Raw genomic sequence first — 17,044 nt, forward strand, 5'->3', positions numbered from 1 at the left:
TGTGGCGAACGTGAGCCGGGCTGTTGTGTCTTGACTGGTGTCAATCACTGTCTGTTTCCCTGATGCGAGAGAACTCATGGCTGCTCAATTGAATCTGCTGGTATTGCGTTGTCGAGATCTGGAAGCTTGTAAACGCTTTTATGAGCAACTGGGGTTTGAATTCCAGCAAGAGCAGCATCGAACGGGGCCCGTGCATTATGCAGCGCAGCTGGAAGGAATGGTGTTTGAACTGTATCCACTGAGCGAGGGAGCCGAATTAGAGCTGACGCGGCTGGGGTTTCAGCTGTCATTCGAGGGTGATCTGAGAGAGAGCCTTGATCGAGCCGGGATTGGCATTTGCAACGTGCTCCAACACGCGGAGTCTTTTGTGTATGTCGTTCAAGATCCGGAGGGAAGGAAAGTCGTACTTTCCTAATCGGGATAAAAACAGAATGGGGAGGAACCGGGGCTGATTGGGGTGTTCTGTATGATGGAACTGACTGGTTAAAACCGAGTGAGAAAAAAAGATGACGAGCCTGTATGAAATTCGCGCTGACTATGATCGTGAGTCGATCGTCGTGTATCAGGCTTACTCGTCGCAGATTGCCGATGCGGCATTGAAGGCGCAGAAGTTTGTCGCACCGTTTTCGTTTCAGCGGATGACGTGGATCAAACCTTCGTTTCTGTGGTTGATGCATCGCAGCAACTGGGGGCAGAAATCGGGACAGACGCGGATTCTGGCTGTGCGGATCAGACGTGAGGGTTGGGAGAAAGCGTTGTCGCAGGGTATGCTGACGTCGCCCGAAAAGCAGGTATATGCATCGGGAAAAACGTGGGAACAGGAATTCAATCAGGCTTCCGTACATATTCAATGGGATACCGAGCGGAGTCCACGGGGGGCGGCCCTGTCCTGTTTCAGTATTCAGGTTGGCTTGAGCAGGCACATCATTCAAGAGTTTGTGGATGAGTGGATCGTGGGTATTAAAGACCTGACGCCTCTGGTACGCAAACTGAATCAGATCCGAAAGAGGAGCAGTAAAAGTCTGAAGCGTTATCTGCCTGAAGAAAAAGTTTATCCGGTGCCTGCGGAATGGGGGCGAAAGTTGTTGATTTCCCGCTGATATTGATTACAAGTAATGCCTGCTGCTTGGTGAATCATGTCGGCGGGAAATTTCTGTTCCGCGTTACGTTCGTCGTGTTGCTCTAGATCGCGTCACATTTAATCATAGCGTATTTCAATCTAATCTACTCGGTCCAAATTGCCCTGGAGACGCTACAGTAAAACTGGATACAGTCTGAAAGGAGTACCGGGATGGCCATTGATGGAGTCAAAATTGTTGACAGCGATTTTGCCTGGGACATTTTTGATGACTTTTTCGAACGCTTTGATGCCGGGGCCTCGCCAGCTGCGTTGCGCGAGGAATTGACGGAGGAGTACGAGGGAGAAATTCTCAGCGCGCTGGACCGGGAACTGTTTCTGACGACCCTGGCCGAGTGTCTGTGGAGTGTGGGAGAGCCGGTGGTGGAACTGGCGGATCAGATTCAGGACATGCTGGACCGCGATGCGACGGCGGCGGAATGGGACGACCTGTATCCGGAACGGAAGAAAGTCCTCAAACGGTTTCTGACCAGATTGAATAAACCGAAAACGAAACCGGTATCGCGGAAGAAAAATCGTGCACCGAAAAAACTGTTGTTTGAGGTCGGCGACTATCTGGTCTTCACCAAACAGAACGGCAAGCAGGTGCCTGTGATCATGTGGGGACTGGAACGTCGTGGCGGGTTGACCTATCTGTTTGTCTGTCCCAACCTGTCGAAAACGGACGATGCGGCCTTGATTCGGAAGCTGCTCGATACCAGTCAGCCGCTGTCGGATCTGGAACTGACGACGTTTTTCCATCGGGACAAACATGCGAAAAACACGGGGATCGAACACAAGACTCTCAAACCCTATGCGGAACGCTTTCGCAAATTTGGCAACCGGAAATTCAGTGATGACTGGTATGGCAGCCCTTCCCTGACCGCATTCGATTTTGATACGTTTGAGAAGTGTATCAACGAATGCGGATCGCGGGCATTTACTCCCGAGGAACTGAAACTGACGGACGGATGAACTCAGAGCGGGAAAGGGAACCATGTCAAACACGGATTCAAGAACCTTTACGACGTCCGATGGTGTCGAACTGCATTATCTGGAGGCAGGTGTGGGGCCGACGCTGGTCCTGTTGCCGGGCTGGTCGCTGACGGCGGCGCTGTTTCATAAGCAGCTCGATGAATTGAGCGACTCTTATCGTTGTCTGGCGCTCGATTACCGCGGGCATGGCGAGTCGGCAAAGCCCGATTATGGTTACCGCGTCTCACGGCTGGCGAAGGATCTGCGCGAATTTCTGCAGGCGCTGGAACTGAGTGATGTGATTTTGCTCGGTCATTCCGCGGGTTGTGCCGTGATCTGGAGTTATCTGGATCTGTTCGGTGAAACGGGGATTCGCGGGTTGATTTTCTGCGATCAGATGGTCGCTCGTCTCCGTCGGCCCGAATGGTCTGACGAACAATGCCGCCACTATGGTGCTGAGGTGGGGGGAGACGAACTGCTGGCACAGGCGGAACTCGTGGGAGGACATGAGGGTCCCGGGAAGTCAGCTGAGTTTCTGGCGAGCATGTTTACGAAATCGTTTTCGGAAGCGGAACTGTTGGAAGTGATTCAGGAGAGTCTGAAATTCCCCCGCACGTATGCGGCCCAACTGCTGCTCAGTGTGAGTGAAGCCGATTATCACGATCTGCTGCCGCGAATCACATTGCCTACCCTGTGTATCGGCGGCGAAGCCAGCCATCTGGGACCGGCTGTGATGCCCTGGATTGCGGAGCAGATTCATGGGGCAGACGTTGTGATGATCGACGCGGACGCAGGCGGCAGCCATTTCATGTTTCTGGAAAACCCACGGGCGTTTAATTTAGCCGTGCGGGAATTTTGTGATACACTGCGGACAGACGATGAACGAATTTGAACTTCAATGAAAAGGAAAACTGACATGCGTGACGTCCTCTTTTTTGATTCGATGCTGACACCGAAAGTGATTACGTTCGTCTATTGGCTGATGCTGGTGGTCGTGCTGATTTCCGGTTTGAAAACTATTTTCGGTGGTTTCGGGTTCTCCTTTGAGAAACTGATCGTCGGTTTGTTAATGATGGTCACTGGTGCGGTCGGTGCCCGGATCTGGTGTGAACTGCTGATCGTGTTGTTCAAAATTCATGACAACGTAAAAAAGATGGCAGAAAAATAGGATCGGTGTGATGCGACATCTGGCGTTTGGCAGAATATTGGGTTTGTTGCTGGCGGTGATTTCACTGGTCGGAGCCGTTGTGTTTGTGAAAGCGTCTGAGTACTTCAATTCGCAGTATCACCAGTGGACGACTGCCAGACCACTGGAAACGAAAATCGATCTGTCGCAGCCGGGGTCCGTGACGGTTCCATTTCATCAGACCTGCTCGGTCTCACATGGCGAGTACATGATGCTGGAGTGTGATCTCGGGGAGGAACAGGAAGAGACGCTGGAAGAACTTTTTCAAGGACTTTCCGGTTCGATTGTGATCAAAGATCAAACGGGTGAAGAAGTCGTCAATCAATCGTTTAAGGTTCATAACCCTCATGGTACATTGAATCGGGAGATTGTGCTGGTTGATCTTCCCACCTTCGCTGAAGGAAAATATCAGGCGACCATTTCCGTGGAAACGGGGGTGCCTGCGTTAGCTGATTCTCCGCAGATTGTTTATGCAAAGTATCTCTTGTGTGGCATGGAGCAGATGCCAGGTGTTTTGTCAGGTATCTATGCGTTTTGTGCCAGCGTGGTATGTTTAATTGCCGGTCTAATCGTATTGCCAAACGTCATTAAGTATAGTATATGGTGCGAGATGACTTCTACGGATTAAACTTTTGAATGAATTGACTTCGACAACACAAGGTAATTTATAAACTGGAATGAATAAAAAATGAGATCAATGATTTTGATTATTCTTTGTTGTACTTCATTTATGCTTGCAGAAGATACAGAAGAAAATACTCCGCATGACGCGCTAAAGTTAGGCATAAAACTATTGAAGACAGAAGACTATGAGGGCTTCTATAAAAAAATGTTTACAGATGAAGTACATAAAATTCCTGAAGCGAGAAGAAAAGGTCCTTACAAAAAGATCCTTAGCGAAAAAAAAGAAGTACTTTTGAAACGCTTTCAGACTGCTTTGAAAATACAGCCACAGTTTGGAACTTATGATAAACGAAAAGCGGCTTACTTCCCTTTTGCACAACAGACAAAAGATAAAATGGGGTTTATCCTTTTGTTAGAAAATCAACATTATAAATTTGGATTATCAGAGACTGTGGGGCAAAGTACACTGAATCACGTTGTTTTTGACTGAATGATCAAATCATCATACCAAGAAAATGTAATGTGACTTTTAAACGAGAAGATATGAGTAATGAAACTCCAACAGGAAATCGCGAACTGGGACGGGAAATCGGCCGAGGCGTTGCAGGCGATTTATGATTGTCACGGCCTGGAAGCTGAGTTCGGTGCGGCTCTCATTCCACTGTTGAAAGAACCGAATCTCGCGCGGGGGGCGAGCTGGCTGTTGAAACTGTATCTGGAAGAAGGGGGCGTGTTGTCCTCGGCTGAGGTCAAACGGGTGTTTCAGTCTCTGTCTGAAGTGGAAGAGTGGGAAACCCGGTTACACCTGCTGCAGTCTCTGCCTTATCTGACGATTGGGAAACGGGACGTAAAACAGGTCGAAGCGTTTCTGCGGCGTTGTCTGCCGAGTGAAAACAAATTTGTGCGGGCCTGGGCCTATAACGGGTTTTATGAACTTTCGCTGCAGCATCCGCAATTCAAAGCCGAGGCGGATCAACTGCTGGAACAGGCGCTCGAAGACGAAGCGGCGTCGGTCAAAGCGCGGGTGCGGAATATTTTGAAACAACGTCTTTAAACTGCCGAGTGGTGAAGGAGTATCGATATGGATCTTGAGACAATAACCTCATTTTTTATGTGGTGTACCATTTTCAATGGCGGCCTGTTGATTTTCTGGTCCCTGTTCTGCCTGTTTGCGCCGAATCTGGTGTACCGCGTGCAGAGTAACTGGTTTCCGATGCCACGCGAGACGTTTGATGTGGTGATCTATTCCTTTATCGGTGCGTTCAAATTGCTGTTTATTGTGTTTAGTTTAGTGCCTTATCTGGCGCTGTTGATGTTGGGGTGAGTTGAACTCGTTGGTTCCCAGAATCTTGAAAAGCAAGCTTATGACTGAGACTGAGAACGAGGTTACAGACAATTCAGAAATCATATTTAGCATTCGGTCTCTTATAATTGTTTATTGCATTTGGTCTTGGCCGTTTACTTTATTTGGGCTGGCAGTCAATGAAGCGAATCGAAGAATGGGAGAACCGATCGTTTTTCCGTTTCTGTCCCCTTCGGGTTCAGAGGGGGTCTATGAATTTATTTTCTTTCCCACTGCAACTACCGCAGATCTATTTATCCTGCTTTGGCTATTGCGATTCGTCTTGCCATTAAGGCTGAAACGTAAATTGGTCTGGAATAGCTCCTCGGTTTATCAGAAAGAGAAACCAATCAAAAATGCAAAACCGGCTATTTTTACGGCTGTATTTGGTTTAGCGGGGACAGGAGTGTTATACTTTGCGGCAACTCATCTACGAAATGATCGATCACAGCGACAACCTTTCATTTATTGGGAAGGACCTGCTGCGGATGATATGGAATGGATTCTGGCTCTGGGCTGGACGTTGTCTTACCTGGCGGTGTGTGGATATGTTTTTGTATCGAATTATTTCGACAGCCGCTGGAATCTTTTAGCGGTCGTGGGAGTATTCTTCGGTTGCATGAATTTTATTTTGAGTTGTGCGATCGGCACAATACTTCAGGCTGACTGATGGGATGATCTGGTTTTCGAACAGGAACCCCCGGCGAGCGCTTTTGATGTTGGGGTGAGTTAAGTTTAAGAGAAATTTGCAGAAGTATGTCACAAAAACAATTTCAGGATCGATCCGGTCCCCTGCCCGTTGAACGGGATTTTGATCCTCATGAAGGGGATCTGGATGCACTGGTGGCTTGGGAAAACTTTGGCGGCTTGACTCTGTCAGAGGCGTACCAGAAATTTTTGGAGAATCCCAGTGCATATGCGGAAGATTTCATGTGGATGGGGGCGAAGGCGTTTGTTTATTATTTTCCGGTGCTCGAACGCTATCTGCTGGTGACGCCGGTCTGGAGCGAAGAGCACGGGAGTGAATGGTGTCAGGTATTGGGGCTGGGAGCGGCAATTCAGTTTCAGTTTACCGAGGACTGCCTGCCGGTAGTCCGGGAACTGGCACCACGCGTGTTGCCGTTGATCACTCAGGTGAAAGAATCAATCGATGCCTGTGTCGCCAGCGGTCATCCTTATTATTCCGATCCGGAAGTCCATCAACATGTGAGCAAAGAGTGGGATGAACTTGAACATCACCTGCAGCAGTTTGAGGAGTGAAAAGCGCATTCTTTATGAAACAGCGACTCCGCATTCGATTTAAGAACAGACAGGAACTGCGACAGGGATCTCTCTGGAACCGATGCGATCTGCAGATGTCGGGCGAATGGATTCCTGCGTTATCGCTGGGAAACTGGCAGGACCTGAAAGCTGTCAGCCCGGATCAGAGGTACGTTGCTCTGGTTCAATGGAATACGAAAGAAAACCAGCCTGGTTTTCATGTTGTCCGCATCGATACTCACGCCAGAACGTATCATAAAACGAAACGAATTGCCGGGCTCTGCCGAGAGTTGAAGTGGCAGCAGGACAGGTTTGTCTGGGAGAAATCCTGACGCTGTGAATACGCTTTTATTTTTCGAACCTTCTCGGGAATCAACGTGTCATATCCTGATTCCATTCTCCAGTTGGTGTCCTGAAAATCGATGCGTCTTTCGCAGAAATCAACGGCGAATATATTCCCCATTCATGCTATAATATTCTTCAAGAGAGCGAGCTTCTAAACCGTAGTTTTCCAATAAGTAAACCAGACTTTTTGAGTGAGATTGCATGTTTAAAATTGATTCGAATCAGCCCTACATCCTCGAAATTCCCGATCTCTTATCACCAGAGGAATGTGCGCAACTCATTGAGCGAATCGAACGACTCAAGCCTGAAATTGCGACTATCAACACGGTCTCGGGTACTGAAGTGAATCCGAACGTTCGCAATAATGACCGGGTGATGTTCGATGATCCAGAGTTGGCCGAAACGCTACTGGAGCGTGTTGGCGATCGGGCACCCAAAGAAATTCACAACATGTCGCTTGTGGGAGCAAACGAACGCTTTCGGTGTTACCGTTACAAGCCCGGCATGCAGTTCCGTACGCACGCCGATGGTTCATTCTATCGCAATGAATATGAGCAAAGTTGCTATTCATTTCTGGTCTATCTTAACGAAGATTTTACCGGCGGGGCGACCACATTTGTCACAGAGCCGGAAGTGGCCATTCAACCCCAAACGGGAATGGGGCTGCTTTTTCAACACCCCCTGATGCATGAAGGCACCTTAGTGACAGAAGGTGTCAAATACGTGGCACGCACCGATCTGATGTATCGCAGGTCAAAGATCTAAGTCGCTGACACATTTTATGATTCTAACTTTCATCAATCCTCACCTGGTAAAATGATGACAACAATCATTGGCAAAGCAACCGACCCAAAAAATGAAACAGTTAAAATAAGCATTCCGTAAGGTGCTGGAAACGATGATAAGTCGCAAATATCAAAAAACACGATCAGAATTAAAAAAACGCTGGTAAAAAACGTCAAAGTAAAGAAAACGAAATGGAAAATACGTTTTTTAATTTTCATTAGATTGACTACTTTGCCTTTTAAGACCCACTAGCAATTAATCGGTTGGCTTTTGTAACTCATTCCCCTGCACCATGCCGGCGTCGCCGCTGATCGAGACCACTTTGTCTTTCGGGTTGACTGAGACTGCAGTATTGTCGAAGACATTCGCGGGGACTTTTGCATTCTGGATCACCAGGGCGGTGCCGTGGAAGTTGCTGATTTTGTTTCGGGTCGCGAGAACCGTCGCTTCGCTGGCCTGCAGCGCGTGTCGCCAGTGATGGAATTTGTTGGCGATCAGGGTGACGTAGGAACCGGGGAGTGCCCAGACTCCGAAGTTGGGGGGGCCGACCTTGCGGAGTGAGGTCCCTGCGAATTCGTTGTTTTCGGCGCGAATCTTACCGGCGACGCGAATCCCGGCGACCCCGCCGCCGCGGATGATGTTGTCGGTGAGTGTGACCTCGGACCCATTGAAAACCATCATGATGGGGGGCATGCCCCCTTTGCGTGAGAGTTCATTGCCCACCAGACGTACGGTCCAGCCCCCGTTGACGCCGACCGCGACCCGGGCGTTGTCGATGATGCGGTTGTTGATCAAAGTCGAGCGGCCCGCTTTGCAGGGAGCGAAACCGATGCCGGAGGCTTTGTTGTGGTGACAAAAATTGTTGATCAGCATGGTGACGGCGTCGCTCTGCTGGCCGATGCCGGATTGTCCGTTTTCAAAACATTCGTTGCCGACAATCGTGGGCGTGGCGTGAGTGCGCGAGCCGATGCCCGCGAGTTTGTTTTTATAACAGCGATTGTTGCGAATGAGCGGCGCTGCTTCTTCCCGCGTGCCGATGCCCGCCATGTCGTTTTCGTAACACTCGTTGTTTTCGATGATGGGACGCGTCTCGCCGCCGGTCCGCACGCCGATGCCGGCGCGGCGGTTGTGATAACATTTATTGCCGCGAACCAGCGCGTGCGAGCCTTCACTGATGCCGATACCGGCGCGGATGTTTTCGTAGCAGGTATTGTTGATGACGGTCGGGCTGGCGTCGTCGTGACCGATGCCGGCGTAGAAGTTCTGGAAGCAGATGTTTTCTTCGATGACGGCGGTCGACTTCTGCATCGAACCGATGCCGCCCCCCATGTTGCGGTAGGTGACGTTGCGATAGATGTGGGGCGAACAGCGTTTGCTGGGGGCGCTCTGGATGGCGATGCCCGTATAGCCGATATGATGCACAATGTTATTGGTGACTGTGCAGGTCACGCCGATGATACCGATGCCGGCGGTGCCCGGTGCGCCGATGTGTTCGTGTGACTGCTCTTCGCCGTGCGTGGCGTGATGTTTGTTCCATTTCGCATCGTCATACAGGCCGACGTTGGTGACGGTGAACCCGTCGAGCGTGTTGCGCTCGGCCATTGTGACGCCGGCTCCCTCCCCCTGCTCTCCGCCGCCGTCGATGATGGTGGCTTCAGCCCGTTTTAAGCCGAGCGCGCCTTTCGTGTCGTCGCCGACACTTTTCAGGCTAATGCCTGGTTTGAGTTTGATGCGTTCTTTGTAGGTTCCGGGGGCAACCAGAACGGTATCGCCTGCTTGTGCGGCATCAACGGCGGACTGGATCGTTGCGTGCTGTTCCGGCACGCGGATCGTTTCGGCGGCGAGGGAGGAAACTGCGAGTAGGGGAACGCACAGGATGCCTGTTCCCAGTAGTCGTAAGCGGCGGATATTTGCCTGTTGGTGATCGTTGCTTGAGCACATCGCAGCGTCTCCCTTTTTGGAACCGATGATGGATTCTATAATGTCTCTCTATCTATAAAGCTACCAGAATAACTCTGCCGATCAAGGGGGGAAACGGACGCGAAGCTGTTTTAGGAAACTCTGGTGACTGCCGACTTGTCACCTGAACAAAGCTGTGTTATAAAGTCGGGCGCGTCATTTAGAAAGGACCCCTTCTGACTTATGGCATTGCCCATTGATCTCTGGTTGATTCATCCTCAAACTGAAATGTGCGACGCGTTTCGCGATCGCTTTCAAAATCTCCCTCGCGTAACGGTGATTGAGAGCCGCTTTGAAGACCTGCCTACGCACGACTGTTTTGTGACGGCGGCAAATGCGTTTGGAATTATGAACGCGGGCATCGATGCAGCCGTTGTACATTTTCACGGCGAAGATCTGATGCGGCGGATTCAACATCGGATTATGGACGCGTATCTGGGCGAGCAGCCACTGGGGACGTCGTTCATCGAGCCGACGGGCAATCCCGATTATCCGTATGTCGCGCATAGCCCGACGATGCGTGTGCCCGGCTCGATCTCGGGGACCGATAAAGTGTATGCGGCGACCTGGGCGTCGCTGCTGGCCGTGTATCAGCACAACGTCAGTCAACGTGAGAATGAAGACGCGAAAATTAAAACCCTTGTGTTCCCCGCGATGGGGGCCGGCTTTGGTGGTGTGCCTTTTCAGGAAGTAGCCCGGCAGATGGCGGTCGCCTATCAGCATTATCTGGATCCGCCGCACCGGATGGACTGGGATATGGTGATCCGGCGGCAGAAAGCGATTGCCTACGATCAGGGGCAGTTGGTCATTCGTTGACCTGTTTGCCTTTCAGATTCCCCTGCAATTCTCTGAAATTCCGAATTCAAGACTCATCATCCGGGGACGGCCGACTATAATCCCGCGGAAATAATCGAATCCCCGCTGTCCCGTTTTGACTTCTGTTCTGATTATATGGGTGAAACGTGTCGGAGAATCACAAAGCAAATGAGGATCTTGATGAGGCCGGGTTGATCTTATTGACCGGGGCGACGGGATACGTGGGCGGTCGGTTGTTGCTGGCGCTGGAGCAGCGCGGGGCGAAGCTGCGTTGTCTGGCGCGGCGGCCGGAGATTTTGGAACCGAAGCTGGCAGAGACGACGGAAGTGGTCGCCGGCGATGTTCTGGATCGAGCGAGCCTGGACCCGGCGCTGGAGGGCGTGAAGGTGGCCTACTATCTGATCCATTCGATGGGGGCGAAAGGTTCGTTTGAAGAAAATGATCGTCAGGCGGCCCGCAATTTCGCGGAGGCGGCCCGAGAGGCGGGCGTCGAGCGGATTATTTATCTGGGTGGACTGGGAAACGAGGACGAAGAGCTATCGGCACACCTGCGGAGTCGACAGGAAGTGGGGCAGATTTTAGGTGCGACAGGCGTGCCTGTGCTGGAATTTCGCGCGTCGATTGTGATCGGTTCGGGAAGCTTGTCGTTTGAGATGATCCGCTCGCTGGTGGAACGGCTGCCAATCATGATTACGCCCAAATGGGTGATGCGGGCGGCCCAGCCGATCGCCATTGAGGATTTAATCGCCTACCTGATCGGGGCGCTCGAAATGCTATTTACGCAGAGCCGGGTGTTTGAAATCGGGGGCGCCGATCAGGTGTCTTACGCCGAGATCATGCGCGTGTATGCGAAGTGCCGCGGCACGCGCGTGCGGATGATTCCGGTACCCGTGCTCACGCCTTATCTTTCGAGTCTCTGGCTGGGTCTGGTGACTCCGTTGTACGCACGCATTGGTCGCAAGCTGATTCAGAGCATCGTGCATTCGACGGTCGTCCAGGATCAGAGTGCGCTGGCGGCGTTTGACATTCAGCCGATGGGAATTGAGGCGGCGATCCGCCGTGCGCTGGTCAATGAAGACCAGGAGTTCGCCGAGACACGCTGGTCGGACGCGCTCTCTTCTTCGGGCGCGCTACCGGCCTGGGTGGGCGTCCGCTTTGGCTCACGGCTCGTTGATTTGCGAAGTATCGAAGTGAACCAACCACCTGAAATTGCGTTTCAGCCCATTCAACGCATCGGGGGTGAAACCGGCTGGTATGCCTGCAACTGGCTCTGGCATCTGCGCGGGGCGCTCGATTTACTGGTGGGGGGGATTGGCGTGCGTCGCGGTCGTGCGCACGCCGAGAACCTGCGGGTGGGCGACACGGTCGATTTCTGGCGGGTGGAAGCGTATGAGCCGAATCATCTGTTGCGGCTGTCTGCCGAGATGAAGCTGCCCGGACGTGCCTGGCTGGAGTTTGAAGTGACGGGAGACGAAGTATCGTCTACGATCACCCAGACGGCGATTTTCGATCCGATTGGTCTGTGGGGCCGGATTTACTGGTACGCGGTCTGCCCGCTGCATCATTTTGTCTTTTCTGGCATGCTGAAAAATATCGCCGTCGCGTCACAGAAGAGTGAGAGACGCGCGCCCGATGCAATTTCGCAAGGCTGATTGAAATTCAGCGGCCTCCCTGCTCTGTTTCTGATTCCCTCTGGAATGAGTTCGTCTGAACCGGTACTCTATTAGACAGACAAATTCATTGCGAAACTTCATTTGAAACCGGTCCGGGAGGGATCAGAGATGACGAACGTATTACTCACAGGCTACGGACCTTTCGGAAATACTCCCGTGAACCCGGCGGAGTCCGTGGCGCGGGCTCTGGACGGGACCGTGATTGGCGAAGCGAAAATTGTCTCGCGGATTGTGCCGAACGTGTTCTTTGAATGCATCGATGTGGTGAGCGCGGCGATCGCCGAACTGCAACCCTCGCTGGTGGTGATGCTGGGAGAATACGGGGGCCGCTCAATGATTACGGTAGAGCGACTGGCACAGAATCTGAATGATGCAACGCGCTACCAGTTGGCCGACAATGCGGGGGCGGCACCGCAGGGAGTGTTGACGGCGCCGGAGGGACCGGTGGCCTATTATTCAACAGTGCCGTTACGTGCGATGGTCAAGGCGATGCGTTCCGAAGGGATTCCAGCTGATATTTCAGATGCGGCGGGGACCTTCGGTTGTAATCACCTGATGTACGGCATTCTGCATCACATCGCACAGAAGCAATTGCCGATTCGCGCGGGCTGGATTCATCTGCCGCACCTGCCTTGTGTGGCGGCGCTGGAGGAAAATCTGGGGGCGCCGAGTATGTCGGCTGAGACTGCAACGGCAGGGGTGAAACTGGCTATCCAGGCGGCGTTGGAACACTTGGAAGATATTAATGAGCCGAGTGCCTCGCGGTTGCAGATTTGACATCGTGGGAGAAACGGCCTGCGAAGTTCAATAAATTCTTGATATTCGAATGGTAAGTGTCATAATGTTTATTAGTGCCGGGTTTGGTGCATTTCCGTAGCCCTGGCCAGAAAAACAGACCCTGTAATTCAAGGGTTCTTTGATGACACGAACCGAGAAACTGCTGACAATTTCGAAGCGCCTGATCATCATGACGGCGTGCGCGCTGTGCTTCATCGTTGCATTGTTCGCGTACACGTTGATTTACGGCGAACGCTTTCTGGCATCATGGGCCTGTTTTGGCTGTGGCCTGTTGGGGGGATTCGTCAGTATTCAACAGCGCCTGAAACGGATCGGCGATGAAGAGTTGACGCTGCTGGCACAATCCTGGTTTCAGGTACTGCTGATTCCGGTTTACGGGGGGATCTTTGCGCTGGTGCTGTATATTGGATTTCTGAGCACGATCATCGAGGGGTCTTTGTTCCCTCAGTTTTCCAGTCCGCCGTTTTCTGAGCCGGTACCGACGACGAAAGACATTCAGGATTTTTTTATGCAGACGTATCCCGCGACGGGAACTGATCTGGCGAAGCTGTTGTTCTGGTCGTTTCTCGCCGGTTTTTCCGAACGGTTTGTGCCTCAGGTTCTGGATCAGACACAGAAGAAAGAGACAGCGAAAGAAGCATGACATGGAAACCGAAATCAACAAGGATTTATCGTGAACGAGTCAGCTAAGGACACCAGGAAACAAAACTGGGAATACAAGCTGTTTTATAGTCTTGTGTCGATCATTCCGCTTTATCTGGTCTTTTATTTTGCGGGAGACGTGTATTATATGCGTGGGGGCCCCGAGGAGAATCCGCCTTTCGACTTCCCTGTTCCCAACAGCGTCGATCAGCTGCTGAATGAGATGGATTTGGGATCAATTGCCTTCAATGCGCCGACAGAGATTAATATCGATGATACTCCACAGATTCAGCTGATTCTGAGCCTGACTGACACAGCAGAACAACTGAAACAATCCATCACCGCGGCAGGTGACAAGCTGGGCGCCAAAATTAAGGTCAGTAACAGAATGGAAGCGCGTCTGACTGGTTACCAGTTTCAAATTACGAAGGTCACTCCCGAAGTTCAGGCCGTTTCCAGAAATGAGCAGACCGAGTGGAAATGGGAAATCGAGCCGAAAGAAGCCGGTCGGCACAATTTGTATCTGACCATCAATGCGCTTCTGGAGATAGACGGTCAGAGCACTCCCCGTTCGATCAAAACGTTCGATAAACAGATCGAAGTGCATGTGACGACCACACAGTGGGCAAAACGTTTCTTTGAGAAAAACTGGCAATGGCTGTGGACGGCCCTGCTCGTGCCCGTTGTGGTATGGCTCTGGAAACGGCTCAATCATAAACCGGAAATTCCACTGGCGGACTGAGCCGGAACGCTGTCTGAAGAATTTCGTGACAATCTCAGCTTACTCAAATACAAGTAAAAGTGAGAATCGATGCTGACTGACATTGGTGAATTTATTGTCGGGGCTTACCTGCAACTCATTGTTAAATGTGATTTTATTGACTACAACGTTCGGACTCCTGGTGGAGGCCAAAAAGGACTGAATGAGTTGGATGTAATTGGTTTCAATTTTGATACAGAAACGGCCTATCTGTGCGAAGTGACGACGCATATCGGCGGTTTGTTGTACGTGAATAACCAAGAGACAATAAGTCGAATCAAAAAGAAGCATCAACATCAAAAAGCATACGCCAAACAACATTTGACAAAGTTTGCTCATCACGAATTTATGTTCTGGTCTCCTGTCGTGCCTGTCGGGTATCTGACGAATCATCTGGAGAAAATGAAAACGCTTGATGTGATTATAAATGGTGAATACAAAAAACGCGTTGAAGAGTTGAAAACGTTAGCGAAAAATACAACCTATGATGCGCGAAATCCGTTCTTTCGAATGTTGCAAATTATGGAACATATGAGAGACTAATCACAAATCAATCAACACTTTGATTTCCTGTTATATTGACTGAGCAAAGCGGGATCGGAGAACGTGATGTCCTGTTTTGATCAGGAACAATATGACATTCGATGTGAATGGGGCCTTCCCGGCGTGGAGCAAATTGCGTCGTCTGATGTGATCGTGATCGTCGATGTGTTATCGTTCTCGACGAGTGTCGAAGTCGCGGTGGGCCGGGGAGTGACTGTGTTTCCCTATCGCTGGAAAGACGACACTGCGAAAGCCTATGCACAACAGCGTTCGGCAGAACTGGCGGGTTCGCGTAACAACGAGTCGGGCAAGTACTCGTTGGCACCCTCTTCTCTGATTAGAGCTCACCGGGGATTGCGGCTGGTGCTTCCCTCTCCCAACGGTTCTGCTCTCTCTTTCGAGGCGATGTCGCATGGTGCCGTCGTGTTCGCGGGCAGTTTAAGGAATGCGACGGCCGTTGCCAGCGAGGCACAAGCAGTCGGCCAGCGAATCACAGTCATTCCGGCAGGGGAACGATGGCCCGATGGTTCATTGCGCCCCGCGATTGAAGATTTGATCGGTGCGGGAGCGATTATCAAACAGCTAAAGGGAACGCGCTCCCCAGAATCGTCTGTGGCTGTCGCTGCTTTTGAGGAGGCAGCGGCACAATTGCAAAACCGTTTATTCTCCTGTTCGTCGGGACGCGAACTGATAGCACGTGGTTTTGTTGATGATGTTGAAATCGCTGCGGAACTTAACGTGAGTCGTGTTGTTCCGAAGCTGGTTGATCAAGCATTTGTTGCAGAACTTCGCTAGCCGACATGATTGATGAGGCGTTCAAAAATTGCAGATACGCGGGGACCGTCTCCGATTCTGCTTTGCCCCTGAACTGGATTCTCACTGAATTTCACTTTTTTAGACAGGATCAGTGCAAAACTGGTTGACGATAGGGGGAATCGTTGACTATATTGGTGAAACTGAGACTCAGTGTCAGTTTTGTTTCTGGGTGTCATGTGTTCGTAGGTTTATTATCCGGGATAGCCCGCAAAGGTATTTTGGTTGTACCAGTGTCTTCGAGACGGCTGAGAAGTCGATTTTCTTTTTCCGTCCACTGCAGTCACATTCACAACCACTTCTATCAGTAGCCAGCCAATCACTCCGGTGGACTTTTCACTTCCTGGTTGGAAGTGAATTTCTATCACTTATCTGGTTTCTGTTAGAAGGAGATACCAACTATGTTGTCTCGTACAACAACGCGTCTGGCTCGTTCCAGATCACACAAACGTTCCGCTTTTACATTGATTGAATTACTCGTTGTGATTGCAATCATTGCGATTCTGATTGCTTTACTCCTGCCTGCGGTACAACAGGCCCGTGAAGCGGCCCGTCGTTCTCAGTGCAAGAATAATCTGAAGCAGATTACTCTGGCGACGCACATGTTCCATGATACGTTCAATGTGTTTCCGTATGCCATTTCAGATTATACGGTAACCGCTGATCTTTCTGATCCTGATAACCTTCCCTCTTCAACCTGGGTCACGGGGCATATTCAGATCATGCCTTATCTGGAGCAGGATGCCGTTGCCAGTCGCTGGGATAAGGAAGAAAGACGGAACAGTACAAATGACACAGACGGTGATGGATATACCAACGCAATGCTGGTTCAGATGCTGGTCCCTACCTTTCTGTGTCCGTCCATGCCCTTACCAGGGCCCTTGCCAGAAAACCGGGCTCCCTGCAGTTATATTTTTTCTTCTGGAACTGCCCCCACGTCAGACCTGCATTATGCCAGTTACTATGGTTTACCTGAACCAGTCTATGACGGCGCGATTATTCCGCGCATCCTGAATCCGAAGAAATCGACCGTTCCAAGCTTTGAGAAAAAAACGAAAATGCGTGACATTACGGATGGGACCACGAATACATTCCTGTTAGGAGAAATCGATCATTCACCAGCGGGAGTACCCGATACATCCGGAGATGTTGTGGGTGGCGTCTGGGCTTATGGCTATGCCGGTTTTTCTTATGGTTCTACAGGTACCCGGTTAAATCTTCATGATGGTACGACGACGTATGGTGTCTTCCGCAGTCAGCACCCTGGTGGCGCCCACTTTGCGATGGTTGATGGCTCGGTTCACTTTATCTCTGAGAATATCAACAGCGATTTGTACAAGAGCTTATCGACTCGCGCCGGTGGTGAAGTTGTGGAATTCCCATAGAGAAACTTCTTCCTGTCGCA

22 protein-coding genes are annotated in these 17,044 nt (G+C 51.0%); 21 read left to right on the forward strand and 1 reads right to left on the reverse strand.

The annotated features are described in order from the left end of the window. The first annotated feature begins 76 nt into the window (after positions 1-76). From Enr17x_RS11105 to Enr17x_RS11165, 13 genes are all read left to right on the forward strand, one after another. Positions 77-415: a VOC family protein gene (locus Enr17x_RS11105; protein ID WP_145308684.1), complete on the forward strand. Its 339-nt coding sequence runs from the start codon at positions 77-79 to the stop codon at positions 413-415. A gap of 91 nt (positions 416-506) precedes the next feature. Beyond that, positions 507-1,100: a DUF4291 domain-containing protein gene (locus tag Enr17x_RS11110; RefSeq protein WP_145308686.1), complete on the forward strand. Its 594-nt coding sequence runs from the start codon at positions 507-509 to the stop codon at positions 1,098-1,100. Between the two features lie 191 nt (positions 1,101-1,291). Next, positions 1,292-2,092, forward strand: coding sequence for a hypothetical protein (locus Enr17x_RS11115; protein ID WP_145308688.1), 801 nt, complete (start codon positions 1,292-1,294; stop codon positions 2,090-2,092). Positions 2,093-2,114: 22 nt separating this feature from the next. Beyond that, the gene (locus Enr17x_RS11120; RefSeq protein ID WP_145308690.1) at positions 2,115-2,984 is read left to right on the forward strand and encodes an alpha/beta fold hydrolase; all 870 of its coding nucleotides are present in this window, start codon (positions 2,115-2,117) and stop codon (positions 2,982-2,984) included. A gap of 24 nt (positions 2,985-3,008) precedes the next feature. Then, a complete protein-coding gene (locus Enr17x_RS11125) occupies positions 3,009-3,260 on the forward strand; it encodes a DUF4282 domain-containing protein (RefSeq protein WP_145308692.1) in 252 nt (83 codons plus the stop codon). 10 nt (positions 3,261-3,270) lie between these two features. Beyond that, positions 3,271-3,906: a hypothetical protein gene (locus Enr17x_RS11130; protein ID WP_145308694.1), complete on the forward strand. Its 636-nt coding sequence runs from the start codon at positions 3,271-3,273 to the stop codon at positions 3,904-3,906. Between the two features lie 60 nt (positions 3,907-3,966). Further along, on the forward strand, positions 3,967-4,392 hold the full coding sequence (locus Enr17x_RS11135) for a hypothetical protein (protein ID WP_145308695.1): 426 nt from the start codon (positions 3,967-3,969) through the stop codon (positions 4,390-4,392). A gap of 60 nt (positions 4,393-4,452) precedes the next feature. Next, on the forward strand, positions 4,453-4,956 hold the full coding sequence (locus tag Enr17x_RS11140) for a hypothetical protein (RefSeq protein WP_145308696.1): 504 nt from the start codon (positions 4,453-4,455) through the stop codon (positions 4,954-4,956). 27 nt (positions 4,957-4,983) lie between these two features. Further along, positions 4,984-5,226: a DUF6868 family protein gene (locus Enr17x_RS11145; protein WP_145308697.1), complete on the forward strand. Its 243-nt coding sequence runs from the start codon at positions 4,984-4,986 to the stop codon at positions 5,224-5,226. Positions 5,227-5,266: 40 nt separating this feature from the next. Next, positions 5,267-5,914, forward strand: a complete 648-nt coding sequence (locus Enr17x_RS11150; RefSeq protein ID WP_145308698.1) for a hypothetical protein — start codon at positions 5,267-5,269, stop codon at positions 5,912-5,914. Positions 5,915-6,000: 86 nt separating this feature from the next. Next, positions 6,001-6,504 (forward strand): hypothetical protein, encoded by a 504-nt coding sequence (locus Enr17x_RS11155; protein WP_145308699.1) that lies wholly within the window; start codon positions 6,001-6,003, stop codon positions 6,502-6,504. A gap of 14 nt (positions 6,505-6,518) precedes the next feature. Continuing rightward, entirely contained in the window at positions 6,519-6,836 is a 318-nt protein-coding gene (locus tag Enr17x_RS11160) for a hypothetical protein (protein ID WP_145308700.1), read from the forward strand. 214 nt (positions 6,837-7,050) lie between these two features. Further along, positions 7,051-7,614 (forward strand): prolyl hydroxylase family protein, encoded by a 564-nt coding sequence (locus Enr17x_RS11165; RefSeq protein WP_145308701.1) that lies wholly within the window; start codon positions 7,051-7,053, stop codon positions 7,612-7,614. Positions 7,615-7,890: 276 nt separating this feature from the next. Here the strand turns inward: Enr17x_RS11165 and Enr17x_RS11170 are convergent, their stop codons facing one another. After that, positions 7,891-9,576, reverse strand: a complete 1,686-nt coding sequence (locus tag Enr17x_RS11170) for a right-handed parallel beta-helix repeat-containing protein (protein WP_145308702.1) — start codon at positions 9,574-9,576, stop codon at positions 7,891-7,893. Between the two features lie 201 nt (positions 9,577-9,777). Here Enr17x_RS11170 and Enr17x_RS11175 point away from each other — a divergent pair, with 201 nt between their 5' ends. The 8 genes from Enr17x_RS11175 (at position 9,778) to Enr17x_RS11210 (ending at position 17,024) form a co-directional block, all read left to right on the forward strand. Further along, positions 9,778-10,410 carry a macro domain-containing protein gene (locus tag Enr17x_RS11175; protein WP_145308703.1) on the forward strand — a complete coding sequence of 211 codons (633 nt, stop codon included), beginning with the start codon at positions 9,778-9,780 and terminating at the stop codon, positions 10,408-10,410. A 146-nt stretch (positions 10,411-10,556) separates the two neighbouring features. Further along, positions 10,557-12,062, forward strand: a complete 1,506-nt coding sequence (locus Enr17x_RS11180) for an SDR family oxidoreductase (RefSeq protein WP_145308704.1) — start codon at positions 10,557-10,559, stop codon at positions 12,060-12,062. A 129-nt stretch (positions 12,063-12,191) separates the two neighbouring features. After that, positions 12,192-12,860 (forward strand): pyroglutamyl-peptidase I, encoded by a 669-nt coding sequence (pcp, locus tag Enr17x_RS11185; RefSeq protein ID WP_145308705.1) that lies wholly within the window; start codon positions 12,192-12,194, stop codon positions 12,858-12,860. Between the two features lie 142 nt (positions 12,861-13,002). Beyond that, positions 13,003-13,524, forward strand: a complete 522-nt coding sequence (locus Enr17x_RS11190; RefSeq protein WP_145308706.1) for a hypothetical protein — start codon at positions 13,003-13,005, stop codon at positions 13,522-13,524. 30 nt (positions 13,525-13,554) lie between these two features. Continuing rightward, a complete protein-coding gene (locus tag Enr17x_RS11195; RefSeq protein ID WP_145308707.1) occupies positions 13,555-14,265 on the forward strand; it encodes a hypothetical protein in 711 nt (236 codons plus the stop codon). A gap of 69 nt (positions 14,266-14,334) precedes the next feature. Beyond that, positions 14,335-14,826, forward strand: a complete 492-nt coding sequence (locus Enr17x_RS11200; protein ID WP_145308708.1) for a hypothetical protein — start codon at positions 14,335-14,337, stop codon at positions 14,824-14,826. 66 nt (positions 14,827-14,892) lie between these two features. After that, positions 14,893-15,621 carry a 2-phosphosulfolactate phosphatase gene (locus tag Enr17x_RS11205; RefSeq protein ID WP_145308709.1) on the forward strand — a complete coding sequence of 243 codons (729 nt, stop codon included), beginning with the start codon at positions 14,893-14,895 and terminating at the stop codon, positions 15,619-15,621. 419 nt (positions 15,622-16,040) lie between these two features. After that, positions 16,041-17,024, forward strand: coding sequence for a DUF1559 domain-containing protein (locus Enr17x_RS11210; protein ID WP_145308710.1), 984 nt, complete (start codon positions 16,041-16,043; stop codon positions 17,022-17,024). Positions 17,025-17,044 lie beyond the last annotated feature (20 nt).

This window comes from Gimesia fumaroli (assembly GCF_007754425.1).
GTDB lineage: Bacteria > Planctomycetota > Planctomycetia > Planctomycetales > Planctomycetaceae > Gimesia > Gimesia fumaroli.

Bases quoted from the DNA above. Each gene is read 5' to 3' on its own strand.
- Enr17x_RS11145 (WP_145308697.1), top strand. From the start codon at position 4,984: ATGGATCTTGAGACAATAACCTCATTTTTTATGTGGTGTACCATTTTC.
- Enr17x_RS11160 (WP_145308700.1), top strand. From the start codon at position 6,519: ATGAAACAGCGACTCCGCATTCGATTTAAGAACAGACAGGAACTGCGA.
- Enr17x_RS11140 (WP_145308696.1), top strand. From the start codon at position 4,453: ATGAAACTCCAACAGGAAATCGCGAACTGGGACGGGAAATCGGCCGAG.
- Enr17x_RS11150 (WP_145308698.1), top strand. From the start codon at position 5,267: ATGACTGAGACTGAGAACGAGGTTACAGACAATTCAGAAATCATATTT.
- Enr17x_RS11120 (WP_145308690.1), top strand. From the start codon at position 2,115: ATGTCAAACACGGATTCAAGAACCTTTACGACGTCCGATGGTGTCGAA.
- pcp (WP_145308705.1), top strand. From the start codon at position 12,192: ATGACGAACGTATTACTCACAGGCTACGGACCTTTCGGAAATACTCCC.
- Enr17x_RS11110 (WP_145308686.1), top strand. From the start codon at position 507: ATGACGAGCCTGTATGAAATTCGCGCTGACTATGATCGTGAGTCGATC.
- Enr17x_RS11105 (WP_145308684.1), top strand. From the start codon at position 77: ATGGCTGCTCAATTGAATCTGCTGGTATTGCGTTGTCGAGATCTGGAA.
- Enr17x_RS11135 (WP_145308695.1), top strand. From the start codon at position 3,967: ATGAGATCAATGATTTTGATTATTCTTTGTTGTACTTCATTTATGCTT.
- Enr17x_RS11125 (WP_145308692.1), top strand. From the start codon at position 3,009: ATGCGTGACGTCCTCTTTTTTGATTCGATGCTGACACCGAAAGTGATT.
- Enr17x_RS11115 (WP_145308688.1), top strand. From the start codon at position 1,292: ATGGCCATTGATGGAGTCAAAATTGTTGACAGCGATTTTGCCTGGGAC.
- Enr17x_RS11190 (WP_145308706.1), top strand. From the start codon at position 13,003: ATGACACGAACCGAGAAACTGCTGACAATTTCGAAGCGCCTGATCATC.
- Enr17x_RS11205 (WP_145308709.1), top strand. From the start codon at position 14,893: ATGTCCTGTTTTGATCAGGAACAATATGACATTCGATGTGAATGGGGC.
- Enr17x_RS11155 (WP_145308699.1), top strand. From the start codon at position 6,001: ATGTCACAAAAACAATTTCAGGATCGATCCGGTCCCCTGCCCGTTGAA.
- Enr17x_RS11165 (WP_145308701.1), top strand. From the start codon at position 7,051: ATGTTTAAAATTGATTCGAATCAGCCCTACATCCTCGAAATTCCCGAT.
- Enr17x_RS11175 (WP_145308703.1), top strand. From the start codon at position 9,778: ATGGCATTGCCCATTGATCTCTGGTTGATTCATCCTCAAACTGAAATG.
- Enr17x_RS11200 (WP_145308708.1), top strand. From the start codon at position 14,335: ATGCTGACTGACATTGGTGAATTTATTGTCGGGGCTTACCTGCAACTC.
- Enr17x_RS11130 (WP_145308694.1), top strand. From the start codon at position 3,271: ATGCGACATCTGGCGTTTGGCAGAATATTGGGTTTGTTGCTGGCGGTG.
- Enr17x_RS11210 (WP_145308710.1), top strand. From the start codon at position 16,041: ATGTTGTCTCGTACAACAACGCGTCTGGCTCGTTCCAGATCACACAAA.
- Enr17x_RS11170 (WP_145308702.1), bottom strand. From the start codon at position 9,576: ATGTGCTCAAGCAACGATCACCAACAGGCAAATATCCGCCGCTTACGA.